General features: G+C 62.4%; 24 protein-coding genes. 10 read left to right on the top strand and 14 right to left on the bottom strand.

All coding sequences use genetic code 11. From position 1 onward, the window contains the following. Positions 1 to 225: 225 nt before the first annotated feature. The 3 genes from PRZ01_RS02400 to PRZ01_RS02390 all read right to left on the bottom strand — a co-directional run bounded on the left by PRZ01_RS02400 (position 226) and on the right by PRZ01_RS02390 (position 2,520). Entirely contained in the window at positions 226 to 1,194 is a 969-nt protein-coding gene (locus PRZ01_RS02400) for a GlcNAc-transferase family protein (protein ID WP_273595159.1), read from the bottom strand. 36 nt (positions 1,195 to 1,230) lie between these two features. Next, positions 1,231 to 1,890 carry a class I SAM-dependent methyltransferase gene (locus PRZ01_RS02395; protein WP_273595158.1) on the bottom strand — a complete coding sequence of 220 codons (660 nt, stop codon included), beginning with the start codon at positions 1,888 to 1,890 and terminating at the stop codon, positions 1,231 to 1,233. A 153-nt stretch (positions 1,891 to 2,043) separates the two neighbouring features. Beyond that, positions 2,044 to 2,520, bottom strand: coding sequence for a hypothetical protein (locus tag PRZ01_RS02390; protein WP_273595157.1), 477 nt, complete (start codon positions 2,518 to 2,520; stop codon positions 2,044 to 2,046). A gap of 470 nt (positions 2,521 to 2,990) precedes the next feature. On the opposite strand from PRZ01_RS02390, the gene PRZ01_RS02385 reads away from it, so the two are divergent. From PRZ01_RS02385 to PRZ01_RS02365, 5 genes are all read left to right on the top strand, one after another. After that, positions 2,991 to 5,480, top strand: a complete 2,490-nt coding sequence (locus PRZ01_RS02385; RefSeq protein ID WP_273595156.1) for a type VI secretion system Vgr family protein — start codon at positions 2,991 to 2,993, stop codon at positions 5,478 to 5,480. Beyond that, a complete protein-coding gene (locus tag PRZ01_RS02380) occupies positions 5,477 to 6,487 on the top strand; it encodes a hypothetical protein (protein WP_273595155.1) in 1,011 nt (336 codons plus the stop codon). Before PRZ01_RS02385 ends, PRZ01_RS02380 begins: the two co-directional genes overlap by 4 nt. A 41-nt stretch (positions 6,488 to 6,528) precedes the next feature. After that, positions 6,529 to 7,758, top strand: coding sequence for a type VI immunity family protein (locus PRZ01_RS02375; protein ID WP_273595154.1), 1,230 nt, complete (start codon positions 6,529 to 6,531; stop codon positions 7,756 to 7,758). Between the two features lie 49 nt (positions 7,759 to 7,807). Further along, on the top strand, positions 7,808 to 8,074 hold the full coding sequence (locus tag PRZ01_RS02370; RefSeq protein WP_273595153.1) for a hypothetical protein: 267 nt from the start codon (positions 7,808 to 7,810) through the stop codon (positions 8,072 to 8,074). A gap of 234 nt (positions 8,075 to 8,308) precedes the next feature. Beyond that, positions 8,309 to 9,040 (top strand): hypothetical protein, encoded by a 732-nt coding sequence (locus PRZ01_RS02365; protein ID WP_273595152.1) that lies wholly within the window; start codon positions 8,309 to 8,311, stop codon positions 9,038 to 9,040. On the opposite strand, the gene PRZ01_RS02360 is transcribed toward PRZ01_RS02365, so the two are convergent. Further along, on the bottom strand, positions 8,991 to 9,281 hold the full coding sequence (locus PRZ01_RS02360) for a hypothetical protein (RefSeq protein WP_273595151.1): 291 nt from the start codon (positions 9,279 to 9,281) through the stop codon (positions 8,991 to 8,993). The genes PRZ01_RS02365 and PRZ01_RS02360 overlap by 50 nt on opposite strands. Positions 9,282 to 9,532: 251 nt before the next feature. On the opposite strand from PRZ01_RS02360, the gene PRZ01_RS02355 reads away from it, so the two are divergent. Then, entirely contained in the window at positions 9,533 to 10,957 is a 1,425-nt protein-coding gene (locus PRZ01_RS02355; RefSeq protein ID WP_273595150.1) for an MFS transporter, read from the top strand. Next, on the top strand, positions 10,944 to 11,525 hold the full coding sequence (locus PRZ01_RS02350; RefSeq protein ID WP_273595149.1) for a GNAT family N-acetyltransferase: 582 nt from the start codon (positions 10,944 to 10,946) through the stop codon (positions 11,523 to 11,525). The genes PRZ01_RS02355 and PRZ01_RS02350 overlap by 14 nt, the downstream gene beginning before the upstream one ends. A gap of 9 nt (positions 11,526 to 11,534) precedes the next feature. On the opposite strand, the gene ugpQ is transcribed toward PRZ01_RS02350, so the two are convergent. The 5 genes from ugpQ to ugpB all read right to left on the bottom strand — a co-directional run bounded on the left by ugpQ (position 11,535) and on the right by ugpB (position 16,578). Then, complete coding sequence (ugpQ, locus tag PRZ01_RS02345; RefSeq protein ID WP_273595148.1) at positions 11,535 to 12,299, bottom strand: glycerophosphodiester phosphodiesterase; 765 nt, start codon at positions 12,297 to 12,299, stop codon at positions 11,535 to 11,537. A 48-nt stretch (positions 12,300 to 12,347) separates the two neighbouring features. Then, positions 12,348 to 13,433, bottom strand: a complete 1,086-nt coding sequence (locus PRZ01_RS02340; RefSeq protein WP_273595147.1) for a sn-glycerol-3-phosphate import ATP-binding protein UgpC — start codon at positions 13,431 to 13,433, stop codon at positions 12,348 to 12,350. Between the two features lie 91 nt (positions 13,434 to 13,524). After that, entirely contained in the window at positions 13,525 to 14,376 is an 852-nt protein-coding gene (ugpE, locus tag PRZ01_RS02335) for a sn-glycerol-3-phosphate ABC transporter permease UgpE (RefSeq protein WP_273595146.1), read from the bottom strand. Continuing rightward, the gene (gene ugpA / locus PRZ01_RS02330) at positions 14,376 to 15,263 is read right to left on the bottom strand and encodes a sn-glycerol-3-phosphate ABC transporter permease UgpA (protein ID WP_273595145.1); all 888 of its coding nucleotides are present in this window, start codon (positions 15,261 to 15,263) and stop codon (positions 14,376 to 14,378) included. Before ugpA ends, ugpE begins: the two co-directional genes overlap by 1 nt. Before the next feature lie 7 nt (positions 15,264 to 15,270). Further along, positions 15,271 to 16,578, bottom strand: coding sequence for a sn-glycerol-3-phosphate ABC transporter substrate-binding protein UgpB (gene ugpB, locus PRZ01_RS02325; RefSeq protein ID WP_273595144.1), 1,308 nt, complete (start codon positions 16,576 to 16,578; stop codon positions 15,271 to 15,273). A 382-nt stretch (positions 16,579 to 16,960) separates the two neighbouring features. Here ugpB and PRZ01_RS02320 point away from each other — a divergent pair, with 382 nt between their 5' ends. Beyond that, positions 16,961 to 20,899, top strand: a complete 3,939-nt coding sequence (locus PRZ01_RS02320) for an FAD/FMN-binding oxidoreductase (protein ID WP_338111442.1) — start codon at positions 16,961 to 16,963, stop codon at positions 20,897 to 20,899. Next, positions 20,899 to 21,345: an HIT family protein gene (locus PRZ01_RS02315; protein ID WP_273595143.1), complete on the top strand. Its 447-nt coding sequence runs from the start codon at positions 20,899 to 20,901 to the stop codon at positions 21,343 to 21,345. The genes PRZ01_RS02320 and PRZ01_RS02315 overlap by 1 nt, the downstream gene beginning before the upstream one ends. A gap of 36 nt (positions 21,346 to 21,381) precedes the next feature. Here the strand turns inward: PRZ01_RS02315 and PRZ01_RS02310 are convergent, their stop codons facing one another. Continuing rightward, on the bottom strand, positions 21,382 to 22,086 hold the full coding sequence (locus PRZ01_RS02310; RefSeq protein ID WP_273595142.1) for an arylesterase: 705 nt from the start codon (positions 22,084 to 22,086) through the stop codon (positions 21,382 to 21,384). A gap of 33 nt (positions 22,087 to 22,119) precedes the next feature. Between PRZ01_RS02310 and PRZ01_RS02305 the strand changes: the two genes are divergently transcribed. Beyond that, positions 22,120 to 22,800: an ABC transporter ATP-binding protein gene (locus PRZ01_RS02305; protein WP_273595141.1), complete on the top strand. Its 681-nt coding sequence runs from the start codon at positions 22,120 to 22,122 to the stop codon at positions 22,798 to 22,800. 137 nt (positions 22,801 to 22,937) lie between these two features. Here the strand turns inward: PRZ01_RS02305 and PRZ01_RS02300 are convergent, their stop codons facing one another. From PRZ01_RS02300 to msrB, 4 genes are all read right to left on the bottom strand, one after another. After that, positions 22,938 to 23,744 carry a peptidylprolyl isomerase gene (locus PRZ01_RS02300; protein ID WP_273595367.1) on the bottom strand — a complete coding sequence of 269 codons (807 nt, stop codon included), beginning with the start codon at positions 23,742 to 23,744 and terminating at the stop codon, positions 22,938 to 22,940. Positions 23,745 to 23,856: 112 nt separating this feature from the next. Further along, the gene (locus tag PRZ01_RS02295) at positions 23,857 to 24,135 is read right to left on the bottom strand and encodes a BolA family protein (protein WP_273595140.1); all 279 of its coding nucleotides are present in this window, start codon (positions 24,133 to 24,135) and stop codon (positions 23,857 to 23,859) included. Further along, the gene (locus tag PRZ01_RS02290; RefSeq protein ID WP_273595139.1) at positions 24,132 to 24,791 is read right to left on the bottom strand and encodes a septation protein A; all 660 of its coding nucleotides are present in this window, start codon (positions 24,789 to 24,791) and stop codon (positions 24,132 to 24,134) included. The genes PRZ01_RS02295 and PRZ01_RS02290 overlap by 4 nt, the downstream gene beginning before the upstream one ends. Positions 24,792 to 24,821: 30 nt before the next feature. Continuing rightward, the gene (gene msrB / locus PRZ01_RS02285) at positions 24,822 to 25,238 is read right to left on the bottom strand and encodes a peptide-methionine (R)-S-oxide reductase MsrB (RefSeq protein ID WP_273595138.1); all 417 of its coding nucleotides are present in this window, start codon (positions 25,236 to 25,238) and stop codon (positions 24,822 to 24,824) included. Positions 25,239 to 25,297 lie beyond the last annotated feature (59 nt).

Below are 25,297 nucleotides of genomic sequence, written 5' to 3'. Positions count from 1 at the left end.
GCCCGTTGCGCCGTTACGTCGGTACATGTCGATTCGAACGGCAAGGATCTCAGCATTCGCGCAATCAAGAGCTCGGTACCTTCCCGTCGCTCCTTAACGGGGCTTGACTGGATAGCGAGGCTGGCGTGTCTGTTCAGGTGAATGCCTTGAAGAACTCAGTGCTGGCGCTTCTGCTCGTTCAGGGCGAACGGGGATTGGGTAACGCCGTGAAGCCCCCCAACGCTGTCAAAACCCGTAACGCGCCTTGTAAGCGTACGGTGCGATCTGGCGGTTCACATAGTCGATGCCGCTGAAGGCCGCGTAGTCGGCCAAATCGCGGGCCGATCCGAGACCGTAGATGCCGAGGTCGGCGTCGTCCCACAGCAGGGCGCGCAGGCGCAGGTTGGCCGCCTCGCTCAGCACCTGGGATTGCACTTGGCGTTGCGCGTCCAACTCAGGCGACCAGTGCATGGGCCGGCCTGCGCCGGCGGCGCCGACATAGTGGTGGTACAGCGGCGCGCCGGGCAAATGAAAAATATCCCAGCCTCGCGTCCAGGCGCGCAAGGCGAGGGATTGTTCTTCGCCGTGAAAGTACAAAAACGGGTCGTAGGGCAGGGCTTGAATCATCTCCGCCGGGGCGAACAAAAAGCCTGCGGCAATGTGCATGGCCGGCGTGGGTTCGAGGCTGGGCACGGGCACGGCTTCAAAGTACAGCACCGGGTGGTCTTCGCTGAAGGTGCAGCCTGTTTTCACCACATGCGCCAGCACTTGATGGGTCACCGGGGCAGCGACGGGTTGATTCGCCACCATTTCAAAGGGATTGGGGTAGGCGGTGATCAGGCAGCGGGGGTTGAGGGCCTGGCAGCGGTGGCCGTCTTGCACCAGCTTGTCGTCCCAACCGGGTTCGAACCAGGTGTGGGAGTCGATCTGCAGAAACCATCGCTCGCCCTGATGCAACGACATGGCGATGGCACGCGCCCAGCATGGCCCGCGCGCCTGCAGGGCAGGCACATGGATGCTGCGCAGTTGCCGCCCCCATGGCTCGGGCAGTTGCAAGGCTTGGCCGGGCAGGTGCTGGTCCACCAGGCCGATGAAGACGCGCTCCGGGCGGCTGGCTTGTGAAAAGGCGCTGCGCACGGTGAAGGACAGCAAGGGGTCGCAAAAGGACGCGATGCTGATAAAAATGCTGTCGGGTGACGGGGCGGGGGCCAACATGTTGGGGACGAAGGAGGCGCGGCGTCAGGCCAAGCGTCAGGCCAGCCGGTAGCTGGTTTCCCGGCCAAGGCTGACCCTGCGCAGGCGGGCGGCTCGAACCTTGACGGCCCGGTCGGCGAAGTCGTGAATCGGCACGGCCGCCGCGTTCATCCGTTCGACCAGATCGTCCAAGCTGACGGGCGCGGGCAGGTAGCCGCGCAGCAGCAACAAGGACACCGAACGGCAGTTCTCCCAAGCCCAGTGCTCGTGCCAGGCCATGTCGCGCTCGCTCCAGATCGAGCGCAAGGCTTCATGCGGGGGCGCGGGTTCGTCGCCCATGGTCAAGAATTCAGGGCTGATGATCAGCGTGTAGGCGCTGCGATAGCTTAGGAAGTTGAGCAGGTCCAGCCCTGCGGACTTGCTGCCGTGCTCCAGCACATTGCCCAGAATGGCCAGGTCGTAGCGCTTGTTCAAAGCCTGCTCTTGCCAATCTGCCGCGCTGCCCGTCCAGACCGATTGATAGCGCTGTGCGAGTTGAAAGCGCTCGACGTAGTCCGCATTCGCTTCCACCGCGCTGCACCGGCAGGCGGGCGCGACCTGCGCCAGCATGTGGCCGTACTTGCCCGCACCCGCGCCAATGTCGACTGCCGTGGTGGGTTGAAGCCAGCTCAGCAACTGCTCAACCACCGAATCAAAAACTGCAAATGAACTGGCCATCAGCGGAGTGTCTCGCACCCATGTGACGCGCGTTTGACGAGTGGCGATCGGACATCGGGGCGGGGGGCGATAGGTGCGCGTGGTGACGCCCATGAAAAATCCCCGCCGACCCCGGGTGGGGCCGTGCGGGGATCAGGGGGAAGTGCTCAGCGTTTAGTGCTTGGCTTCAGCAGCCACCGGCGTTTCAGCCTTGTCGTGCTTGACGTGGTTGTGATGCTTCGTGCCCTTGGCGCTCTTTTCGCCCACTTCACCCTTCGCGGCAGGCGTTGCAGAAGCTGCCGGTGTGGCGGGCTTGGCGGCGGCGGGTGCTGGCTTGACCTCGGCGGTTGCTGCCGTGACTTTGGCTGCCGTGGCGGCGGTGGCAGCGGTGGCAGCGGTGGCAGTGTTGGTGCTGGTCACTGCCTTTGACGCGGTGGTGGTGGCGGTACTGGCTGCGTCGCCTGCAGTTTTTGTTGCGGCCTTGGTCGCCGTTTTGGCAGCATCGCCAGTGGCCGTGACAGCCGCCGCAGTGGCATTTGTCTTGGCGGCGGAAGCTGCAGCCGGCAGCGTGGTGGCCGGGGCTTGCGCCAGTGCCAGGGTGGTGCCCAAGGCCAGCAGAGCGGGGATCAGAGCAGTCTTCAGTGCGTTCATCAGGGTTCTCCTTGGGGGTTGTGGAACAAGTCCGTGAGGTGCTGGTTCAACGAGGGCAGAAGGGCCTTCGTTGACCCTGGCTTGACTTTGTTTCAATGGCTTACAAACGTGTGTGGTGTGTAGTTTGTTCGGTGCGGGAGGAGCGTGACTCTCTATAAGGGGATTGATGTCAAACGACGCGGCCTGTTGCTGCGAGCCGGCCTGTGGCTTGGCAGTCGCGCATTCGTACCCGATTTCTCGTGTGTTGTCTGTCCCTGCTCGCGCAGGCCGCCGATATACCTTCCCGGCGACCCGTACCGTACCGTCTGCGGGGCTCGCGACAATCTGAGGAATCCCAACTTAATTGGCCCCGATCAATGCGCGCCAAGATACGTTCAGTGCATTGGCAATTTGCCCCCTTTTACAGGCTCAGCACCACACAATTTCCGGAATACACGTTGACCCTGTAAGCCCTGCTCTCTAGGGTGTTGTTGATCCAACTCAGCGACACCGAGGGACTGATGCCCAATGCCCCACTTGCATGGCCAGATAGCCACATCCAGCACCGCCTGCACATCGTCGGCATGCCGCAGCGGGAGGAGCTGGATCTGATCGGCGTGCAGGGCCGCGAACGCCTTGGCGGCTTGTACCGTCACGAGCTGGCCTGCGAGGCGCCCGCTGGTGTTGACGTGAGCACCTTGATCAAGCAGCTCATCGGTTGCCGCGCGCAACTGACGTTAGGGTCACGCGGCATTTGGGGCCAGATCAGCGCTGCCCATTGGCACTACGCGCGCGGCGTGCCGCGCCTGAACCTGGTGCTGGAGCCACGCCTGGCCCTCTTGGGTGTGATGCGCGCCAACCAAGTCTTCCTGAACCAAAGCTCGGTGCAAACCGTGCAGGCCGTGTTGGAACAAAGCGGCCTGAGCGCGCAGTGGCAAGACTGGCAGACCACGGCCCAGTACCCCGTTTTTGCGCAACGCACAATGTTTGAGCAAACGGCCTTGGACTTCGTGCTGTGGCTGCTGGCGTACGAGGGCATCGGGCTGCGCTTCGAGCATGCCCGCGAAGGCGAGCGACTTGTGTTCTTCGACGACCACGCCGGCCTGGACCGCAGCAGCCCCTATCTGCAAGGCCTACGCGTGGCGCCGCGCGCCGGCTTGGTCAACGACTCCGAACCTGAAACCCTCACCCACGCCAGCCTCCAAAGCCGCGCAACCGCCCAAGCCGTCGATCTGACGGAGTACGACGCCCAACAAGCCCAACTCAACCTCTCCGTCACGCAGGGCGAGGCCCAAGACGGGGAGCAGGTTTTTCACAGCCATGGGGAGCATTACAAGACCGTGGTCGACGGCGATCAAATCGCCCAGGTCCGCCTGCAAGAACGCCTGTGCCGCCAGCAAACCCTCCAAGGCCAGGGCCCGCTGATGGAGCTGCAAGCCGGCCGGGTCATCAAGGTGGATGGCGATGACGTAGCAGGTTACTGGCTTGTGACTGAGCTGCACCTCGACACCCACCGCGACGGCAGCCTGCACACCCGCTTTGAAGCCGCCCGGGCCGACAACCCCCAGCAAATGTGGCGGCCCGAGCGCGTCACCCCTCGCCCCAAGGTCCACGGCTTGGTGCCCGCCAAAATTCACCGGGGCCAGCCCATCGCCCAGCTCGACGAAGTAGGCCGTTACCACGTCGGCTACCCCTGGCAGGATCAACCCGAGTCCAAGGCGCTGCGCATGGTTCAGCCCTATGCCGGCCCCAGCTACGGCAGCCACTTCCCGCTCAAAGACAATGCCGAGGTCTGGCTGGGCCATGTGCAAGGCGACCCCGACCGGCCCATTGTTCTAGGCGTGAGTCACTCCGGCCAGCAAGCCGATGTGGTCACCGCCAAAGACAATAGCCGCAACGTCTTGCGCAGCCAGGCCGGCAACAAGCTACGCCTGGAAGACCGCCAAGGCGAAGAACACATCAAGCTGTACACGCCGCATGGCCATACCCAGCTCAACCTGGGCCATATGGTCACCCATGGCAAAAAGCAACGCGGCCAAGGGCTAGAGCTGCGCAGCGCGCTGCACGGCGCCATCCGCTCGGCGAACCAGTTACTCATCACCACCGGCACGGCCAGCCCACGCGCCACCGGCGAGGCCCAGCGCAGTGCCAGCAGCAGCGAGGTGCGCGCCACGCTGCAAAACCTGCACAGCTTCATCGGCAACCGCAGCCTCGCCGCCCACCAGGTCGGCGCTTTTACGCTGGCCAGCCTGCCCACCGCCACCGGGGTCAAGAACGCCCTCGACACCACCGTCAAAGACGCGCTGGGTCCCAGCAAACCCCATCAAATCCACTGGGCCGCAGCCGGTCAAGTGCTGGGTGCCCCCACCCTCCACGCAGCCGCGAGCCAAGACCTGGGCCTTTGGAGCATTGCCGGCCAAGACTGGCTGGCCGGCAGCCAGATCCAACTCGCCACCCAAGGCGCCAGCCGCGTCCACATCGAACAAGGCGGGCGCAAAGCCTTTGTGAGCGAAGGCAACTCAGAGACCACCGTCTCCAAAGGCCGGCTGCACATTCTGGTGGAAGGAAACATCACCCTCCAAAGCCAAGGCGGCGCCATCAGCCTGAAGGCCGGCGGCAGCAGCATCCAGCTCACGGCCCATGGGCATGCCGGGCTCAAATCTTCAGGCGCCAGTGTCATGCAGACCAGCTTGCATGAGATCAAGGCTGGGGCGGTGATGGTGCAAGGGGGGAGTACGGCGCAGGTACCGGGGGCCTTGGCTGCCATGCCTTTTTTACCCAACGGCTATAGCAAACGCTTCCAACTCAAAGATGCCAAGACGGGCCAATGGGCGGCTAATGCCAAATATTGGCTGACGGCCAATGGCAAAACCACCGAGGCCTATACAGACGAGCAAGGCTGCACTCATACCGCATTCACTTACGGCCCCCAAGCCATCACGATTGAAGTCGAAGATGGCGGCCTGGAGCTTCACGCATGACGAACGCCGCTCCTGAGAAGTACATGATTTTGGATACCCAGGGTGAACGCCGCTTGATCGGTCGCGGCGTCACCACTGATGGCCCCACCACCAGCATCCCCGTGTCCAAAGACCCTTTGGCGGAATTCATGTGCATTCTGATGTGCGCCTGCCAAAAAATGGTTGAGCAAAATCGCAAAGCACCAGCGCTGCTGGAAGATGATGTCAGCCCCGGTGCCGACGCTGCGGCAGCAGCCCCCGAAACCGAAGAAACCGCCTCCGACATACCGCCCCAGCTCAAGCAACAATGCGTGGCCACATTCTTTGAGTTGCTGGACAAAGCCTGCAACTACCAAAGCTGGGCCAAGGCCGAAGTGAGCTATGACATGCAGGGCTATAAGTTTGGTTTCAACAATATGACCGACCGGGTATCAGGCCGCCCCCAACCGCTGATGTCACGCAAGACGCCAGGCAAGCCGCTCAAGTGGCATTGGGGCGTGATCAGCCATGTGGGGCGGAGGAAGAACCCGCTTCTTTCGCAGCCGGTGTTCCGAGCCAAAGGGATTTCCTTGCGGCGCCCTGATGTGGTGGTACTGAACACCCCGGGCGCCTGGCCTGATGAGCCGAACATTGCGATGATTTTTGAGATGAAATTTGATGAAAAGCCCAATGAGCGTCAAGAGTTCGCTTACCGACAGATTGTCCGCAACGATAAAAGTCGCGTCAAAGTCCTCGAAGTCAAAAACTGCAGCTGCGAACACCGCAAAGAAAAGCTGCGCGAAGTGAGCAAGGAAGAACTCGTGGCCTGGGCGGCGGCAGTCAGCGCCGCCTTGGCTGCTGCCGCCCAGGCGGGCAAGGGCAACCTGCCTAACGGCTTGGCGCCTCAGCATGTCCGAACGGGCTTGGCCTTGATTGGGGCGCTGGCCATCGGCGCTCTGGCGGTAGCCGCCCTGCCGGCCGAAGTGGTGGCGGCCACGGCAGGTTTTGCGGCCTGGCTGTTCACGGCCAACAAGGTGGCGACCCAGTAAGCCATTGCTTCAGACTCCACACATCAACTTCGGCACCGATCATGATCACTTACGACTACATGCAGCGATTGAAGCGCCTGGAGGGCTACGCCGAGCTTTGGCGTGATGACAAGAAATACATTGAACTCAAGGCGGGTCTTTATGCCACCTTGTTTTTTAAACATGTTGACCCGTCAATCCACAGCAACGAAGCCATTCGTGAGGCTTTGATTGCCTGCTGGCAGGACTACTGGCAACTGGTGGGGCCGGAACATCAGAAGCGTTGCTATCGATTCTCGCGTGGTGTGCATGCTGACAAATACCCCTCGGCCAAGGTACCGCCGATTGACGTCTTTTTGCGCGACCCGGAAAACTTTGACGTCTATCAATACTATGTTTATGGCGGAGTCAACGAAGACGATGCCAGCGAGTATTGCTTTAACTTGGGGGCCTTTCCCATTTATGGCCTCCCCGAACATCCTGAAGCCTTGGGCTATCTCAAGCTTCATGCACCGTTGAGTTTTGTCACCAATGGTCGGCTTGCCGAATTTGTCGCCCTTATCAAGCGCTGTGCTGCGCGATTGCAAGTCGATCAAGGCCATGGAGGGCTTGGATTTTTGCGAACCTACAACGCCGAAAGCACGACACGAGCGGCTGAGTACCAGCTATCGACTGTGTTCAGCGGGGTGGATATCGACGTCCCTGCACTTCAGTTGGGCGACATATTTTGGAGTACCAAGGGCGGGCATATCGGCATCAACAGCCCGCACTGGCTGAACTTCCTCCATGACCGCTGGGTTCAAAAGTTAGGCGGCGTTGAAGCGATACGCGCCCAACTGCCCGCAGACCACTTTGTTGTTGAGCCCTACGAGGGCGGGCTGTTCATCCAGGCTGGAGCCTACCCGGAGCCCGGCCATCGTGACGATGGTTTGCCGCCGAATTACGTACTGCTGAACCAAGTCCTCAAGCCTATACGCGCGCCAGAGATGGGCTATTGCTATGGTGACACGCCCGGCGAATTGGCAAGGTATCAAGGCGCTTATGAATACTTCACCCGCTTCGACCAACCCGAGCCCCCCAAGCCGGACCCGCTCGAAGAAAACCCCGTCTACGCCATGAGCGGCGAGCCCTGCCCGCGCTCAGGCCTGTGGAGCCCGCGCTCCGGCGATGTACCTCTGCCGGATGGCTATGTCAAAAAAGGCAATCGCATGCCCATGGCTGAATGGCATGACAGCGGCGGGCAGCTCCAACGGAAGGTGGTGAAGTGGCGCTTGGTCAAGGCGATGGATTGAGGTCGCTGACTCATCAGCTACGGTGCCGGGCCTTGTGCCATTGCAAACCATGACCCCCGCCAAGAACTGGCTGGCGCTCAAACGCCTTGACGATGAACTGCAGCCCGTCACGCCCTGCAAAGTCTCGGCCCTCTTCGCGGGCGGTGAGCGCAGGGAGGGCTCGCTCGACAAGAACGGCAGCATCCGCTTTGAAGACGTCCCTGCAGGCCTGGCCCAGATTGTCTATACCGACCCGGAGTCCCCCAAGCTGCCCCGTGAGTATGCGGTAGCGAAATTGCCATCCGGCCTCGCCCAACTCCTGGGGGGCCGAGGATGAATGACTTCTGGAAATCCGCCAACGACTATTGCGAATCACTCTATGCCGATCTGAGCACCGAGCTGGTCCGCGGTTACGACGCTGGGGTTGCCAAACTCAAGGCTATTGCCGGCAGCGCTGAAAACGCCGGGCTCTGGGTCTGGCACGCCTTGCAAGGTGACTGGAATGATGAGCGGACGGTGGGCCAGATTGCCGCCGATGCCGTGCTGGGCATGGTGCCCTTTGTGGGCACAGTTGCTGTGCCTCAGAGACTTGATCGCCAACGCCAAGAAGATTCTGGAAGACGCCCGCAACAGCTTGGCCTGGGTTGCCTTGGTGCTGACCTTGATCGCCTTGTTCCCGGTGCTCGGCGCGCCGGCCAAGGGCGTGGCCCGCATCATCTTTTTATACATCCGCAAGTTCGGCGGCAAGGTGGCGCCAGCCGTCGAGGCTGCGATGCAGCCGGTGCTGATGTTTCTGCGTGACCCCAAGGTTCAACGCATCCTGGGTACGGCGCAGATTGACAAGGTGCTCAAGACCATCGCCACAGAGCTGCGCAGCCTCAAAGGCCAGCTCACCGCTGCCCGGGTGCTGGCCCAGCTAGACGAGTTGATCAGCGCCTTCAAAGCCATGGTGGCCAAGCTCAAAGTCGTGCTGCCTCAAAGCCAGAGCGCATGGTTGCTGCAGGCGCTGAGCGAGTTGGAGCGGGTACGCCTGCTCGCAGAAAAGCCCATCCAAGAAGCCATCAGCCCGGTTCAAAAAATTCTGGACGAAGTGGCAGCCCGGCTGGAGCTGGAAGCCGCCAAACCGCAAGCCGCCCTGCATGCGCCCAGCAATGCCAAGACGGTGCACAGCGTGCCCGAAAGCCTGCACGGCATCGACCCGCGCAACCTCTCCAACGGCAAGAAGGGCTTGTTCGGCGAGATCATCAGTGCCTTTACCTGGATCTTGCGCCAGCGCTTTGACGGTGGGGCGGTGATGGCGTGATTTCACGAACCGGCAAGGTGAAGAACACATAACGCTGTGCAGCGAACTGCGCGGCACCCTCCGCTCGGCCAACCTGCTTCTCTTCACCACCGGCACGGCCAGCCCGCGCGCCACGGGCGAGGCCCAGCGCAGTGCCAGCAGCAGCGAAGTGCGCGCCACGCTGCAAAACTTGCACAACTTCATCGGCAACCGCAGCATCGCCGCCGACCAGGTAGGCGCTTTTGCGCTGGCCTGTTAGCATCACAGCCTCTCTTCTTGAAGCCGCTTTGAATCATGACCAAACTTCTCGACCGCGACCGACGTAGCGCACCCCGCGCTGCCGGCCCGCGTGCGCGCGAAGGGGTGGCGTTGGCGACAACAGTACCGCATTGACGGTGCTTGATACGCGCTGATACGCACATCGGCACGGCTTGCTGGCCCCAGAATTGAACAGCCCCGCTTGTTTCAATTCAGCGAAGCCAGAACTTTCGAAGACTCCTGGAGATTCCCTTTATGCAAACCCGAGAAACTCGGCGTCTGCCTTGGCCCGGTTTGTGGCAGCGATTGTGGCAAGCCGTGGCGCTGCCCCCCAACGACCTGCTGCGCGACCGCGTGTACCGCCGCCTTTTTTCGTCCATCTTGACCAGCTCCCTGGGGGGGCAGATCACCATGTTGGCGCTGCCTTTGACGGCAGCGCTGCTGTTGAACGCCTCCCCCACGCAGATGGGCCTGCTGACGGCCATGGAGATCGTGCCTTTTGTGCTGTTCTCGCTGCCCGCCGGCGTGTGGCTGGATCGCGTGCGCAAATTGCCGGTGTACATCGTCGGTGAAACGCTGCTGGCCCTGACTGTGGCCACCGTGCCGCTGGCCGCCTGGATGGGCTGGCTGAGCATGGCCTGGCTCTATGTGGTGGGCTTTGTGCTGGGCACCGTGTACACCACGGCCGGCAGTGCCTCACAAATCGTGCTGACCCAAGTGGTGGAGCGTGACCGCTTGGTTGAGGCCCATGCCAAGAACGCCCTGGCCAGCTCGGGCGCCGAGGTGGTGGGCCCCGGGGTGGCGGGCTTGCTGATCAAGCTGATGGGCGCGCCCATGGCGCTGGCCGTCGACGCGGTGCTGGTGCTGTGTTCGGCCTTGATCCTGCGTGGCATCACGGTGAATGAAGTGCTCAAAAGCCGTGACAACACCCGGTTTTGGCAAGAGCTCAAAGGGGGCTTGCGCTTTGTGCGCGAGCACTCCTTGCTGGTGGCCTTGGCGGGCGCGGTGGGGGGCTGGCAGATCTTCAACAATGCCGCGCAGGTGGTGCAGATCTTGTACGCCACGCGTAGCCTGGGCCTGACGGCGCAACAGATCGGCATGAGCTATGTGGCGCTGGGCGCCGGCACGGTGCTGGCCAGCGTGCTGGGCCATCGGGTCAGCGCACGCATCGGCCCAGGGCCTTGCCTGGTGCTGGGTTTGGCCATCAGCGGGGCGGGTTGGCTGGTGCTGGGTTTGCTGCCGCATCAATGGGTGGGGGCGCTGGCGTTTGCCTTCATGCTGTTCATGTTCGGCGTGGGCGCGGTGCTGATTTTCATCAACTTCTTGTCGTTGCGGCAGGCGGTTACCCCCACGCCCATGCTGGGCCGCATGACCAGTACCATGCGTTGGTTGATTTTGGTGCCGGCGGGCCCTGGGGCTTTGATGGGCGGGTGGCTGGGTGAGCATGTGAGCCTGCGCTCGTCCCTGCTTTTTGCAGGCGTGGGCGCTTTGCTGGTCAGCCTGATTGCCTGGCGCTGGGGGCCGATTCGCCATGTGCTGACGCTGCCCACACCGGCGCTGGACGATGAGCCCGTGCTTGGGGCCGAGGCCATGCCAGGTGCCTTGGGTGAGGCGGCGCTGGGGGGAGACCCCAGTGACAGCTTTCCAACCGAGCGGGAGGTGCCGCATGGCAAGACATGACCCTATTTTGATTCAGGTGCCCGAGCGCATTGAGGGCCAGCGCATCATCCTGGCCGCGCCGGTGGCCGGCCTGGGGCCCATTCTGGCGGCCACCATCGGCGCCTCGCTGGCGCATCTCAAGCCCTGGATGCCCTGGGCCCAGGAGGCGCCCAGCATGGAGGACTCTGAAGCGGTGATGCGCCGCATGCTGGCCGACTTCATCGCCCGCAGCGAACTGGCGTTTCAAATCTACGCCAAGGCAGCCGATGGCAGTTGCGCCGCCTTGCTGGGCAGCACGGGCCTGCACCGTATCGACTGGGCCGTGCGTAAATTTGAGATCGGCTACTGGATTCGGCCTGACGCAGCGGGGCAGGGTTATGTCAGTGAGGCCGTGCGCCTGCTGACCGAGCTGGCTTTTGACCGTTTACACGCCCGCCGCCTGGAGATACGCATGGATGAGCGCAACCTTGCCAGTCGCGCAGTGGCCGAGGCCTGCGGCTTTGAGTACGAAGGGCTGCTGCGGTGCGACAGCCTGGGGGTGGACGGCGAGCTGAGAAACACCCTTGTTTATTCGAAAATCGGGGCGTGAATCAACGTGTCAGGTGGCGAGTGAGGAGGGGCATGCGGCGGGGGCAAACTTGTCCACCGCGTCGGTGATGATGCCGTCCACGCCATGGCCCAGCAGCCAGGCGCACGCTGCTTCGTCGTTGACCGTGTAGACCAGGGCTTTCAGGCCGGCAGCGTGCAGCGTGGCAACGGTTTTCGCGTCCATCTGCGCATAGTGGGTGATGACGGCGGCGCAGCCCAGGCTTTGCGCTTCTTCCAGCCAGCCGTGGCGCAGGCCGTCCAGCAGCAGGCCGCGCGGAATGTCTGGCGCCGTGCTGCGGGCTCCTTGCAAAGCCTGCGGCGCGAAGGAGCTGAACAGCGGCGTTAGGCCCGACCCGGCCCACAAGCGGCAGACTTCCCGGCCGACCACCTGGCCGGTGAGCAGTTCTTGCCCAGGCGTGGGTTTGATCTCGATATTGAGCGCAAAACGGTTGCGAATCACATAGGCCGCAATGGCGCCCAGGCTAGGTAGGGGTTCGCCCGCAAAGGCCCGGCTGTGCCAGGCACCGGCGTCCAGCAATGACAGTGCGGCCCAGTCGTGCTCACCCGCCACGCCGTGGCCGGTGCTGGTGCGCTGAAGTGTGGCGTCATGCAGCAAAAAGGGCTGGCCATCGCGGCTGAGCTTCACGTCGCACTCAAAGGCGCGATACCCGTGCTGTGCCCCGGCGCGAAAGGCGGCCAAGGTGTTCTCGGGCGCTAACTTGCCCGCACCACGGTGTGCGATCCAGAAGGGCATGGGCCAGTTCGGCTGGGTCATGATGGGCGATTCCTTTCAGGCTGAAACACGCGCATTGCCTTCAACGCATCAAAACCCTTCAACGCGCTGCGTGCTTTGCGGGTCAAACCAGTGCAGGTGCGCAGGCTTGAACGTCAGGTAGAGCGTAGCGCCAATGGCCGGCGGCGTCAGCGTGCCTTCGATGCGCAGGGTGAAGGGCGCCTTGCCCAGGCGGCCGTAGACCAGGCGCTCAGCGCCCAGCATTTCGATCATGTCGACCTGCAGGGGCCACGCACCGGGCGTGTCGTTGGTGCTCGACCAGCGGGCCACGTGCTCGGGCCGCAGGCCGAGTATCAATTCGCCTTGCCGGGGCGCGGGGCCGGGCAGCGGCAGCTGGGTCTCGCCAAGTTGAAATACCTGGTCTTTGACCTGGCCCTTGAGTAGATTCATCGGGGGCGAACCCATGAACCCCGCCACAAAGGTGCTGGCCGGGCGCTGGTAGACCGCCTCAGGGGTGCCGAACTGCTCGACCCGGCCGCCGTTCATCACCAGCATGCGCTGCGCGAGCGTCATCGCCTCCACCTGGTCGTGGGTGACGAACAGTGAGGTCACGCCCAGTTCGCGATGCAGTTTCTGGATCTCCAGCCGCGTTTGCGCGCGCAGCTTGGCATCCAGATTGGAGAGGGGCTCATCGAACAAAAACACCTGTGGGTTGCGCACGATGGCGCGGCCCATGGCCACGCGCTGGCGCTGGCCACCGGAGAGCTCACGCGGGCGTCGTTGCAGCAAGGCGCCCAGTTCGAGAATGCCGGCCGCCTTGTCCACCCGGGCCTTGATTTCAGCCTCGGGCACCTTCTGGATCTTGAGGCCGTAGGCCATATTGGCGAACACCGTCATGTGCGGGTACAGCGCGTAGTTCTGGAACACCATGGCGATGTCGCGCTCGGCCGGCTCGACGTCATTGACCACCCGGGTGCCAATGGCGATCTCGCCTTCGCTGACTTCTTCCAGCCCCGCCACCATGCGCAGCAGGGTGGATTTGCCGCAGCCCGAGGGGCCGACGATGACGACGAATTCGCCATCGAGAATTTCAGCACTAACGCTGTGAATCACCGGATGAGCCTTGGCGCCGTGACCATAGCGTTTGATGATGTTGCGCAGGGAGATGGAAGCCATTCAGTTCTCGTTTTGTCTGTCACCAAAATCATCTAGTCAGTTGAGGACAGAGCTGCCCCGGTGTACCGGACCAGGTCTATCCCCAAAGTCATTACTTTTCCGTATCCACCAGCCCCTTAACGAACCAGCGCTGCATCAGCATCACCACCAGAGCGGGTGGCAGCATGGCGAGCAGGGCGGTGGCCATGATGAGGTTCCAGTCGTTGGCTGCGTCGCCGCCGCTGATCATGCGTTTGATGCCAATCACCACCGGGTACATGGCCTCGTCAGTGGTCACCAGCAGGGGCCAGAGGTATTGGTTCCAGCCATAGATGAACTGGATGACGAATAGCGCCGCGATGCTGGTGCTGGAGAGCGGCAGCAGCACGTCTTTGAAGAAGCGCATCGGCCCCGCGCCATCGATGCGGGCGGCCTCCACCAGTTCGTCCGGCACGGTCATGAAGAACTGGCGGAATAAAAAGGTGGCGGTGGCCGAGGCGATCAGCGGAATGCTCAGGCCCGCGTAGCTGTTGAGCATGCCGAGGTCGGACACCACCTGGTAGGTGGGCCCGATGCGCACTTCCACCGGCAGCATCAGCGTGACGAAGATGGCCCAGAACACCACCCGCTTGAATGGCATGCGAAAGTAAACGATGGCAAAGGCCGAGAGCAGTGAGATGGCGATCTTGCCCACGGCAATCAGCAGGGCCGAAACCAAGCTGACCCACATCATGCGGGCTACTGGCGCGTTCGACCCTCCGCTGCTGGCCTGGCCCAGCAGCACGGCGCGGTAGTTCTCCAGCAGGTGGCCGCCCGGCAGCAGGGGCATGGGGGCTTGCACGATGGCATCTGCCGTGTGGCTGGACGCCACGAAGGCGATGTAGAGCGGAAAGGCGACGATCAACACTCCCAGGATCAGCACCAGGTGGGAGAGCAGGGTGAGGGCGGGGCGACGTTCGACCATCAGTAGTTCACCCGCTTTTCGACATAACGGAATTGCAAGACGGTGAGCGTGATCACGATCACCATCAACACGACGGATTGCGCCGCCGAGCCGCCCAGGTCCATGGCCTTGAAGCCGTCGTAATAGGCCTTGTAGACTAGAATGGCGGTGTCTTTGCCCGGGCCGCCCTTGGTGGCCGCGTCGATGATGCCGAAGGTGTCGAAGAAGGCGTAGACCACGTTCATCACCAGCAAGAAAAAGGTGGTGGGCGACAGCAGCGGGAACACAATGGTCCAGAAGCGGCGCCAAGGCTTGGCGCCGTCCATCGCTGCCGCTTCGATCAGCGATTTGGGGATGGACTGCAGGCCGGCCAGAAAGAACAGGAAGTTGTAGGAAATCTGTTTCCACACCGCCGCCAGCACCACCAGACTCATGGCCTGGCCGCTGTTGAGCAGGTGGTTCCAGTCGATGCCCAACATGCCCAGGCCATAGGCGACGATGCCGATGGAGGGCGCAAACATGAACATCCACAGCACCCCCGCAACGGCCGGTGCCACCGCGTAAGGCCAGATCAGCAGGGTCTTGTAGACCAGCGCGCCGCGCAGCACCCTATCGGCCATCACCGCTAGCAGCAGCGACAGCGCGATGCCCAGGCTGGCCACCAGCAGGGAGAACATGGCCGTCGTCTTGAACGACTCGAGGTAGCCCGGGTCGCTGAAGAGCGCGCGGAAGTTCTCCAGCCCCACCCACTCGATGCTCATGCCAAAGGCGTCTTGCTGTTGCATGGACTGCAGCACAGCCTGGCCTGCCGGCCAGAAAAAGAACACGCTGATGACGATGAGTTGCGGCGTCAGCAGCAGCCAGGGCAGCCAGCCGCCCTTGAATTGCACGCGTTTTTCAAGCGCCATGTCGGCTTCAGCCCTTGTTGGCTTTCTGGAACTTTTCCAGCTGCTCGTTGCCACGCTGGATGGCGGTGTCCAGGCCCTCCTTGGCGCTCTTCTTGCCTCCCCAGACGAGTTCCAACTCTTCGTCGATGATGGTGCGGATCTGCACGAAATTGCCCAGGCGCACGCCACGCGATTTGTCGGTGGTCTTGCGGATCATCTGGGTCACAGGCACGTCTGTGCCGGGGTTGGCCTTGTAGAAGCCGCTTTTCTCGGTCAGCTCGAAGGCGGCCTTGGTGACGGGCAGGTAGCCGGTGCGCTTATGGCTCTCGGACGCCACCTCGGCCTTGGACAGATAGTTGAAGAAGGCGGCTACGCCCTTGTATTCAGGCGCCTTCTTGCCCGACATCACCCACAGGCTGGCGCCGCCGATGATGGTGTTTTGCGGTGCACCGGGCACGTCAGGGTAGTAGGGCAAGGGCGCGATGCCATAGCCGAACTTGGCGTTCTTCTTGACGTTGGCGTAGAGGCTGGAGGAGGCCGTTTGCATGGCGCATTCGCCCGAGACAAAGGTGGCGTCGGGCGCATTGCCCCGGCCCTTGTAGACGAACAGGCCCTGCTTGGACATATTCGCCAGATTCTCGATATGGCGCAGATGCAGCGGGGTGTTGAAGGCCAAGCGCGTGTCCAGCCCGCCGAAGCCGTTGTTCTTGGTGGCGTACTCCACGTTGTGCCAGGCGGAGAAGCTCTCCAGCTGCGTCCAGCTCACCCAACTGGTGGTGAAGGGGCATTTGACGCCGCTGGCTTTGAGCTTGGCGGCGGCCAGCGCCACTTCAGGCCAGGTGCTGGGCGCCTTGTTGGGGTCCAGCCCCGCGGCCTTGAAGGCGTCTTTGTTGTAGAACAGCACGGTGGTCGAGCTGTTGAAGGGGAAGCTCAGCATCTGGCCGTTGGGCGCCGTGTAGTAGCCCGCCACGGCGGGCACGTAGGCGTTGGCGTCAAACTTGCCCCCGCCCATCTTCATTACTTCGGTCACGGGCACGATGGCGCCCTTGCTGGCCATCATGGTGGCGGTGCCCACCTCGAACACCTGCAGGATGTGGGGCGCATTGCCGGCGCGGAAGGCGGCAATTGCGCTGGTCATGGACTCGTCGTAGTTGCCCTTGTAGGAGGGCACGATCTTGTAGTCTTTCTGGCTGGCGTTGAAGTCCTTTGCCAGATCGTTCACCCAATCTCCCAGGGCGCCGCCCATGGAGTGCCACCACTGGATCTCGGTCTGGGCGGAGGCGCTGTGGCTGAGGCCGGCAATCAGGAGGGCGGCGGCAAACTGCTGCAGTTTCATGGGGAGTAGCTCCGACGGAGAGAAAAAACGGAAGAGGGCGGTCACTCTACCGATGAATTGTGACATTAGGGCGGTGCGCCTTGGTCGACGCAGATGGGCAGGCGTGCACCAAGGACAATATGCCGTCATGCCGGTCCGTTTGCTGCGCTGCGGTAGGATTCGTACCCCACGCTTGGGGCACGGGCCGGCGACAGGTCGGCCTGCAGGATGATTCCATCGATTTTTGGTGGAGCACTCCAATCGCAAGGCCAAAAGCCCGGCGTCACGCCCGCACACTTGAGAGCGCCAATTTTCAGCATCGCTGTCCGTCTTTTGCCCGTGCTTTTGGTAGGTGCAGGGGATTTGACAGCCCAATCAGAGTGCTTTGCCGCACTCGGCCGCCATGAATGCACCGCATCCCCTGATGCCCGTCGATCCTGCCGAATTTTCTGCCGTTGCCCAGCCGCAGCCGCATGACAACGCGCCGCGCCTGCGTGAGATTCCGTACAACTACACCTCCTTCTCCGACCGGGAAATCGTCATCCGCCTGCTGGGCGAGCGCGCCTGGGAGCTGTTGAATCAGCTGCGCCAGGAGCGCCGCACCGGGCGCTCGGCTCGCATGCTGTACGAGGTGTTGGGCGATATCTGGGTGGTGCAACGCAACCCCTATCTGCAAGACGACCTGCTGGACAACCCCCGGCGCCGCGCCTTGTTGATCGAGGCGCTGGAACACCGCCTGCACGAGGTGGAACGGCGGCGTAACCCCGAGGCCGATCGGCAACGGGATGCCCATGTGGGCGAATTGCTGGCGGCGGCACAAGGGGCGGTGAAGCAGTTTTCGCAGCAATTCCAGCAGGTGGCCGAGTTGCGGCGCCGTGCGACCAAGCTGCTGGGCAAGAGCACCGAAAAAGACAATATCAAGTTCGACGGCCTCTCGCGCGTCAGCCATGTGACCGACGCGACCGACTGGCGGGTGGAGTATCCCTTCGTGGTGCTAACGCCCGACACGGAGGCCGAGATGGCGCAGATGGTCAAGAGCTGCGTGGAGTTGGGCCTGACCATCATTCCGCGTGGCGGCGGCACCGGCTACACCGGCGGCGCCGTGCCCCTGGTGTGGAACAGCGCGGTCATCAACACTGAAAAGCTTGAGGCCCTTCGCGGCGTCGAGATGATGCGCCTGCCCGGCCTGGACCGTGAGGTGGCCACCATCTGGAGCGAAGCCGGCGTGGTGACCCAGCGGGTGGCCGATCTGGCTGAAGAGCACGGCTTTGTGTTTGCCGTGGACCCGACTTCTGCCGAAGCGTCTTGCGTGGGCGGCAACGTCGCCATGAATGCCGGCGGCAAAAAGGCTGTGCTGTGGGGCACGGCGCTGGATAACCTTGCCTCTTGGCGCATGGTGACGCCCGAGGCCAAGTGGCTGGAGGTGACGCGGCTGAACCACAATCTGGGCAAGATCCATGATGTGGAGGTGGCCAGCTTTGAACTGAACTACTTCGACGCCACCGGCAAAAAGCTGGAGCGCACCGAACGCCTGGATATTCCCGGCCGCATCTTCCGCAAAGAAGGGCTGGGCAAAGACGTCACCGATAAATTCCTGGCCGGCCTGCCGGGCATCCAGAAAGAAGGATGCGACGGTTTGATCACCAGCTGCCGTTGGATCGTGCACAAGATGCCGGCGCATGTGCGCACGGTGTGCCTGGAGTTCTTCGGCAATCCCAAGGATTGCGTGCCCTCCATCGTGGAGATCAAGGACTTCATGTTCGCCGAGGCCAAGCGCGAGGGCGGCGCCGTGCTGGCCGGGCTGGAGCATCTGGACGATCGATACCTCAAGGCGGTGGGCTACTCCACCAAGAGCAAGCGCGCCGGTTTGCCCAAGATGGTGTTGGTGGGCGACATCGTCGGCGAAGATGCCGATGCGGTGGCCCGCGCCACCAGTGAGGTGGTGCGCCTGGCCAATGGCCGCAGCGGCGAAGGCTTTGTAGCCGTGTCCGCCGATGCCCGCAAGAAATTCTGGCTGGACCGCAAGCGCACCGCTGCCATCAGCAAGCACACCAACGCCTTCAAGGTGAACGAGGACGTGGTGATCCCGCTGCCGCGCATGGGTGAATACACCCTGGGCATTGAGCGCATCAACATCGAGTTGAGCCTGCGCAACAAGCTGGCGCTGGTGGAGGCGCTGAAAGCGCTGTTTACGCAAGGCAAGCTGCCGCTCGGCAAGAGCGACGACGCGGGCGACATCCCCAGCGCCGAGTTGTTGGGCGACCGGGTGCAGCAAGCCCTGGCCTTGCTGGACGAGGTGGGCGCGCAATGGCAACTCTGGAAGGACGAGCTGGATTTGCCGCGTTCGGATGAGTCAGGTGCAGTGGGCGCGGGCAGCTACTTTGATCAGTTGCAAGACCACAGCCTGCGCGCCTCGTGGAAGACGCAGATCTTCAAGCCCTTCCAGGCAATTTTCAGCGGCGCTGCGTTTGAGGGCGTGCTGGCCGAGTGCAAGCGCATCCACGGCGAGGTGCTGCGCGGCCGCGTCTGGGTGGCTCTGCACATGCATGCGGGCGACGGCAATGTGCACACCAACATTCCCGTCAATTCTGACAATTATGAGATGCTGCAAACGGCCCATGAGGCCGTGGCCCGCATCATGAAGCTGGCGCGCAGCCTGGACGGGGTGATCTCTGGCGAGCACGGCATCGGCATCACCAAGCTCGAATTTTTGAGCGACGACGAGCTGGCCAACTTTGCCGACTACAAACGCCGCGTCGACCCCGAAGGTCGCTTCAACAAGGGCAAGCTGCTCAAACCAAACGCCTCGACCCATGGCACCTTCGCCGACCTGACCAACGCCTACACCCCCAGCTTCGGCCTGATGGGGCATGAGTCGCTGATCATGCAGCAGAGCGACATCGGCGCGATCAGCGACTCCATCAAAGACTGCCTGCGTTGCGGCAAATGCAAGCCGGTGTGCGCCACCCATGTGCCGCGTGCCAATCTGCTCTATTCGCCGCGCAACAAGATTCTGGCCACCTCGCTGCTGGTCGAAGCCTTTTTGTACGAGGAGCAAACCCGCCGCGGCATCTCGATCAAGCACTGGCAGGAATTTGAGGACGTGGCGGACCACTGCACCGTGTGCCACAAGTGCGCCAACCCCTGCCCGGTCAAGATTGACTTCGGCGATGTGACCATGAATATGCGCAATCTCCTGCGCAAGATGGGCCAAAAGACCTGGCGCCCCGGCAATGCCGCCGCCATGCTGATGTTGAACGCCACCAACCCCGAAACCATCAAGCTGATTCGCAGCGCCATGGTGGGCGTGGGCTTCAAGGCCCAGCGCTTGGCGCACGATGTGCTCAAGCGTTTTGCCAAGGCGCAAACGGCGGCGCCACGGGCCTCGGTGGGCGCAGCGCCCATCAAAGAGCAGGTGATCCACTTCATCAACAAGAAGCTGCCCGGCGGCCTGCCCACCAAGACCGCCCGCGCTTTGCTGGACATTGAAGACAAAGACTATGTGCCGGTGATCCGCAACCCGGCCGCCACCAATTCGGAGACCGAGGCGGTGTTCTATTTCCCGGGCTGCGGCTCGGAGCGTCTCTTCTCGCAAGTGGGCCTGGCCACCCAGGCCATGCTGTGGCATGCCGGCGTGCAGACCGTCTTGCCGCCGGGTTATCTGTGCTGCGGCTACCCGCAGCGCGGCTCGGGCCAGTTCGACAAGGCCGAGAAGATGATCACCGACAACCGGGTGCTCTTCCACCGCGTGGCCAACACGCTCAACTACCTCGATATCAAGACGGTGGTAGTGAGTTGCGGCACTTGCTACGACCAACTGCAGGGCTACAAGTTCGAGGACATTTTCCCGGGCTGCCGCATCATCGACATCCACGAGTACCTGCTTGAGAAGGGCATCACCCTCGGGTCGAGCACCAGCTACCTCTATCACGACCCCTGCCACACGCCCATGAAGTTGCAGGAGCCGATGAAGACCGTCAAAGCCCTGGTGGGTGAAAACGTGGTCGAGAGCAAACGCTGCTGCGGCGAGAGCGGCACGCTGGGCGTGACCCGGCCGGACATCTCAACCCAGATCCGCTTCCGCAAGGAAGAGGAATTGCGCAAAACCGAGGCCCTGCTGCGTGACAGCGGCAAGGTCGCTGCGGCCGAGAATCTCAAAATCCTCACCAGCTGCCCGAGCTGCCTGCAGGGCCTGACCCGTTACGGCAACGATCTGCAAAACGGCCTGCTGGAAGCCGACTACATCGTCGTCGAAATGGCCCGCCAAATCCTCGGCGAAGACTGGATGCCGCAGTACGTCGCCCAGGCCAACAACGGCGGCATTGAGCGGGTTCTGGTGTGATGACGCTGTCGCATGCCGCGTGCCCCCTGTGCCGCGATTCTGGCGGGCGCCTGGTTGTGCAGACGCCGCTGTGGCGGGTCGTTAGGGTGGAGGACGATGCCAACTTTCCGGCGTTCTACCGCTTGATTTGGCAAGACCATGTGGCCGAGTTCAGCACGCTGACCCCGGCCGAGCGCACTGTGTGCATGGAGGCCGTGGCGGCCATCGAGCGCGTGCTGCTGGCCCAGCTGCGCCCCACCAAGGTCAACCTGGCCAGCCTGGGCAATGTAGTGCCGCATTTGCACTGGCATGTGATTGCCCGGTTCGAGTGGGACAGCCACTTCCCCAATCCGATCTGGGGGGCTCGCCAACGCGAGGTGTCTGGTGAAGCCGCCGCGCGGCTGGCCGTGCCCTTGACCGAGCTCGACCAGCACGTGATCGCCGCTTTGGCTGGCGTGCACGCTTAGACCGCGCTGCCACCAGCCCGCGCAGGCCTCAAGGGATCAACGCAGCAAGGGCTTGAGAACGGGCCACACGTTGTCCAGAATTGTCGGGTGCGCCTTGGCGAGCGGGTGGATGCGGTCGGCTTGAAACCACTCCAGTGCGTCGGGCCGGTCGGCGACGCCGCGCAGTAAAAAGGGCAGCAGGGCGGCATGTTCGTCTTTGGCCACCGCGGTGAACATGGCGGTGAAGTCGCGGCCGTAGGCGGCGCCGTAGTTGGGCGGCATTTGCATGCCGGCCAGCAAGACTTTGGCACCGCTGGTTCGGGTGCTATGGACCATAGCAGCAAGATTGCTGCGGGAGCTGGCCAGGGGCAGGCCGCGCAAGGCATCGTTGCCCCCCAACTCGATGATCACCACGGCAGGCTTGTGCGCAGCAAGCAGGGCAGGCAGGCGCGCCAGCCCACCCGAGGTGGTGTCGCCGCTGATGCTGGCGTTGATCACCTCGTAGGGCAGGTGCTGCGTTTGAATGCGCTGCGCCAGCAAGGCCACCCATCCGGTGCCTCGCGCCAGGCCGTATTCGGCTGAAAGGCTGTCGCCCACGACCAAAATTTTCGCGGCCGCTTTTGTGCCCGCTTTTGTTTCCGCCTGTTTGTCCGTCTTGTCGGTCTGAGCAGGGGGCGCAGCCCCGCTCAGGCGCGGCGCCAGCAGTGTCACGGCCCACAAGCTACAGTGCAGTGCAGCCCGGCTCCATGTGCGCCGGGTCATGGGCGTTTTCTTCATTTCCTTGGGTCACTTTCCATGTCTGAAAAACTGAGTGTCGTGCTTGATGTGGAGCGCGTTTGCAAGCGGGTCCATGACGCCACGGGTGAGCTGAATATTCTGCGCGACATCAGCTTTCAGCTGCGTGCGCGCGAGTCGGTGGCCATTGTCGGTGCCTCGGGCTCGGGCAAGAGTACCTTGCTGGCGATTCTGGCGGGGCTGGACACGCCGAGCAGCGGGTCCGTGCATCTGCGCGGGCATGATCTGTTCGCCTTGAATGAAGACCAGCGCGCCGCTGTGCGTGGTGCTGAACTTGGCTTTGTGTTTCAGAGCTTTCAGCTCTTGCCCAATCTCACGGCACTGGAGAACGTCATGTTGCCCTTGGAGCTGCGTGGCGAGCGTGAGGCACGCGCCCTGGCCACGCAGATGCTGGGCCGGGTTGGCTTGTCAGAGCGGCTGCAGCATTACCCACGCGTATTGTCAGGCGGCGAGCAGCAGCGCGTGGCGTTGGCGCGTGCCTTTGTCCAGCGGCCTGCCTTGTTGTTGGCGGATGAACCCACCGGCAGCCTCGACTTTGCCACCGGCGCCGCCGTGATGGCTTTGATGTTCGAGATGAACCAGGAGGCAGGAACTACGTTGGTGCTGGTGACCCATGATCCGCAAATCGCACAGCGATGCGATCGTCAATTGCGAATCGAAGCAGGGCGACTGGTAGATTGACGCGGCGTTGGCGTCAACCCCACGCAAAAAAGCCCGCAGTGCCTGGGCAGGCTCAGCGGGCTTTTTGATTTCCGGCATTGATCTCCGGCTTGGGCGCCCGCTGCTTTCGTGCTGCTGCGGGGGCGCCTGCAGGCGACTTACTGGGCGAACTTGTAGTCGGTCTTGGCTTTGTCGCGCAGATCTTTTTGGTAGGCCGCCAGCTTTTGCTGCTGCAGGCGTTGCACGATCTGGCCCTTCACGTCGTCGAAGGCAGGGAACTGCGCGTCGCGCGTGTCTTCCAGCAAGATGATGTGGTAGCCGAACTGCGATTTCACGGGCTCCTGGGTCATTTCGCCTTTCTTCAGGCTGGCCAGGGCTTTGGTGAACTCGGGCACATAGCTGTTGCCATTGGCCCAGTCCAGGTCGCCGCCATTGGCTGCGGAGCCCGGGTCTTTCGAGTTGGCCTTGGCCAGGTCTTCAAACTTGGCACCGGCCTTGATTTGGGCGATCAGGGCTTTGGCTTCGTCTTCTTTTTCCACCAGGATGTGGCGGGCACGATATTCTTGGCCGCTGTTCTGGGCCTTGAACTTGTCGTACTCGGCCTTGGCATCGGCGTCAGCCACGGGATTCTTTTTGGCGTATTCAGCGAACAACTCGCGGATCATGATGCTTTGCTTGGCCATTTCCAGTTGCGCCTGATAGTCAGCGCTGGCCGGGATGCCCTTCTTGGCGGCTTCTTGCATGAAGATTTCACGCAGCACGACTTCGTCTTTCACTTGAGCTTCGAGCTCAGGCGTACGCGGTTGCTGGCCCGACTTGGTGACTTGGCTGATCAGCGCCTCGGCACGGGCCTTGGGCACGGGCTTGCCGTTCACGATGGCGAGGTTTTGCGCGCTGGCCGACATGGGCAGCAATGCGGCGGACATCAAAGCCACAACGGAGGCGGCGAGCACAAACTTCTTCATGGGCATGGGCTTTTGGTGAAAAAATTGCGCCAGGTGGCGCAGAAACAAAAATGACAGTGTACGGACCGGGTGTGACAAATTCTTAGGGACTTTCACCCGCAAGCGGATTGATTCAACGGGCTTCGTCCGGTGCGCGGGCATCAATGACCAGCGCATGGATGCCTTGCTGCATCAACACTCCGAGAGAATGATATACGAGCCGATGCCGGGCCACCCGGTTAAGGCCTGTAAAGCGGGCGCTGACGATGCGCAGGCTGTAGTGCCCGCCCTCTCGGGCACCGGCGTGGCCGGCGTGGTGGTGGCTGTCGTCCTGCACCTCGAGCAGCTCCGGCGCCAGGGTTTGGCGCAGGCGGGATTCAATCTCCGCCACATTGGCTTTGGGCGCGTTCATGGCTGCGACTCCGACTTGCCGGGGGCGCCGTCGTTGTCAGTAGGCGGCGTGAGATAACGGCTCAAATACAGGCCTTGCGCGATGGTGAATAACAAGATCAAACCCGTCGTGCCGAAAGCCTTGAAATTGGCCCACGCGGAGGTCGAGAAGTGATAGGCCACATAGAGGTTCAAGACCCCCATGCTGGCGAAGAACAGCACCCAGGCACGGTTGAGCGTCTTCCAGACAAATCCGGGAAGCTCCAGGTCTTTGCCCAGCATGGACTTCAACAGGCTCTTGTCAAAAAAGGCCTGCGAGACCCAGAACACCAGCGCCATCGCCCAATACAGGCCGGTGGGCTTCCATTTGATAAAGGTTTCGTTGTGGAACCAGAGCGTGGCCCCGCCCAACGTCACCACCAGCCCCAAGCTGATCCACAGCATGAGGTCGATTTTTTTGCCCCGCAGCTTGAGCAACAAGGCCTGCGCCAAGGTGGCCACCATCACCACCAGCGTGGCCAGCAGCACCGGGCCTTCTTCCAGCCCGACCTTGCCGCCAGAAATCATGAAGCCGAAATGCTCGGTGGCGAAGGCCGCAGCCCACTCCTTGTGCGAATCCGCATATTTGAAGGTGCCGAAAAACAGAACCAGCGGCAAAAAGTCGAGCAAAAGCTTCATGAGGGACGGGGCAGGGTGAGGCCTGGGGGATCAGGCTGAAGGCGTGAAGTCTATCGCGGCTGAGTTGATGCAATAGCGCTCGCCCGTCGGCGCTGGGCCATCTGGAAATACGTGACCGAGGTGGGAGCCACAGCGATTGCAACGTACCTCAACGCGCACCATGCCGTGCGATGTGTCGGTGACACGCTCAATCACCTCGCTGTTGACCGGCGCGAAATAGCTGGGCCAACCGCAGCCGGCGTCGAACTTGGTTTCAGCCGCGAACAAGGGGGTCCCGCAGCCAATGCAGTTGTAGCGGCCGGCTGCCTCAAAGTGGTCCCAGTACTTGCCCGTGAATGCTGGCTCGGTCGCCGCATGGCGGGCCACCTGGTATTGCGTTTCGTCAAGCTCGGCGCGCCATTGGGCGTCGGCTTTTTGTACCGGATAGGTTTTGTCGCTTGGGCTCATAACTGCGTGGCTCCTGGCATTGGGTGGCGTCATTTTCGCCCGCTAGCCCAAACTGTTAG

Origin of the sequence: Roseateles koreensis (assembly GCF_028595305.1) — a bacterium.
Lineage (GTDB): Bacteria > Pseudomonadota > Gammaproteobacteria > Burkholderiales > Burkholderiaceae_C > Paucibacter_A > Paucibacter_A koreensis.
This window is presented reverse-complemented; position numbering and strand designations above follow the sequence as displayed.

What these genes read in the sequence shown, in the direction of transcription:
- PRZ01_RS02350 (WP_273595149.1), top strand. Translation starts at nt 10,944, where the DNA reads ATGGCAAGACATGACCCTATTTTGATTCAGGTGCCCGAGCGCATTGAG.
- PRZ01_RS02310 (WP_273595142.1), bottom strand. Translation starts at nt 22,086, where the DNA reads ATGACCCGGCGCACATGGAGCCGGGCTGCACTGCACTGTAGCTTGTGG.
- PRZ01_RS02305 (WP_273595141.1), top strand. Translation starts at nt 22,120, where the DNA reads ATGTCTGAAAAACTGAGTGTCGTGCTTGATGTGGAGCGCGTTTGCAAG.
- ugpB (WP_273595144.1), bottom strand. Translation starts at nt 16,578, where the DNA reads ATGAAACTGCAGCAGTTTGCCGCCGCCCTCCTGATTGCCGGCCTCAGC.
- PRZ01_RS02400 (WP_273595159.1), bottom strand. Translation starts at nt 1,194, where the DNA reads ATGTTGGCCCCCGCCCCGTCACCCGACAGCATTTTTATCAGCATCGCG.
- PRZ01_RS02390 (WP_273595157.1), bottom strand. Translation starts at nt 2,520, where the DNA reads ATGAACGCACTGAAGACTGCTCTGATCCCCGCTCTGCTGGCCTTGGGC.
- PRZ01_RS02295 (WP_273595140.1), bottom strand. Translation starts at nt 24,135, where the DNA reads ATGAACGCGCCCAAAGCCAATGTGGCGGAGATTGAATCCCGCCTGCGC.
- PRZ01_RS02380 (WP_273595155.1), top strand. Translation starts at nt 5,477, where the DNA reads ATGACGAACGCCGCTCCTGAGAAGTACATGATTTTGGATACCCAGGGT.
- PRZ01_RS02355 (WP_273595150.1), top strand. Translation starts at nt 9,533, where the DNA reads ATGCAAACCCGAGAAACTCGGCGTCTGCCTTGGCCCGGTTTGTGGCAG.
- ugpQ (WP_273595148.1), bottom strand. Translation starts at nt 12,299, where the DNA reads ATGACCCAGCCGAACTGGCCCATGCCCTTCTGGATCGCACACCGTGGT.
- PRZ01_RS02340 (WP_273595147.1), bottom strand. Translation starts at nt 13,433, where the DNA reads ATGGCTTCCATCTCCCTGCGCAACATCATCAAACGCTATGGTCACGGC.
- ugpE (WP_273595146.1), bottom strand. Translation starts at nt 14,376, where the DNA reads ATGGTCGAACGTCGCCCCGCCCTCACCCTGCTCTCCCACCTGGTGCTG.
- PRZ01_RS02395 (WP_273595158.1), bottom strand. Translation starts at nt 1,890, where the DNA reads ATGGCCAGTTCATTTGCAGTTTTTGATTCGGTGGTTGAGCAGTTGCTG.
- PRZ01_RS02315 (WP_273595143.1), top strand. Translation starts at nt 20,899, where the DNA reads ATGACGCTGTCGCATGCCGCGTGCCCCCTGTGCCGCGATTCTGGCGGG.
- PRZ01_RS02370 (WP_273595153.1), top strand. Translation starts at nt 7,808, where the DNA reads ATGACCCCCGCCAAGAACTGGCTGGCGCTCAAACGCCTTGACGATGAA.
- PRZ01_RS02290 (WP_273595139.1), bottom strand. Translation starts at nt 24,791, where the DNA reads ATGAAGCTTTTGCTCGACTTTTTGCCGCTGGTTCTGTTTTTCGGCACC.
- msrB (WP_273595138.1), bottom strand. Translation starts at nt 25,238, where the DNA reads ATGAGCCCAAGCGACAAAACCTATCCGGTACAAAAAGCCGACGCCCAA.
- PRZ01_RS02320 (WP_338111442.1), top strand. Translation starts at nt 16,961, where the DNA reads ATGAATGCACCGCATCCCCTGATGCCCGTCGATCCTGCCGAATTTTCT.
- PRZ01_RS02300 (WP_273595367.1), bottom strand. Translation starts at nt 23,744, where the DNA reads ATGAAGAAGTTTGTGCTCGCCGCCTCCGTTGTGGCTTTGATGTCCGCC.
- PRZ01_RS02375 (WP_273595154.1), top strand. Translation starts at nt 6,529, where the DNA reads ATGATCACTTACGACTACATGCAGCGATTGAAGCGCCTGGAGGGCTAC.
- PRZ01_RS02360 (WP_273595151.1), bottom strand. Translation starts at nt 9,281, where the DNA reads ATGCTAACAGGCCAGCGCAAAAGCGCCTACCTGGTCGGCGGCGATGCT.
- ugpA (WP_273595145.1), bottom strand. Translation starts at nt 15,263, where the DNA reads ATGGCGCTTGAAAAACGCGTGCAATTCAAGGGCGGCTGGCTGCCCTGG.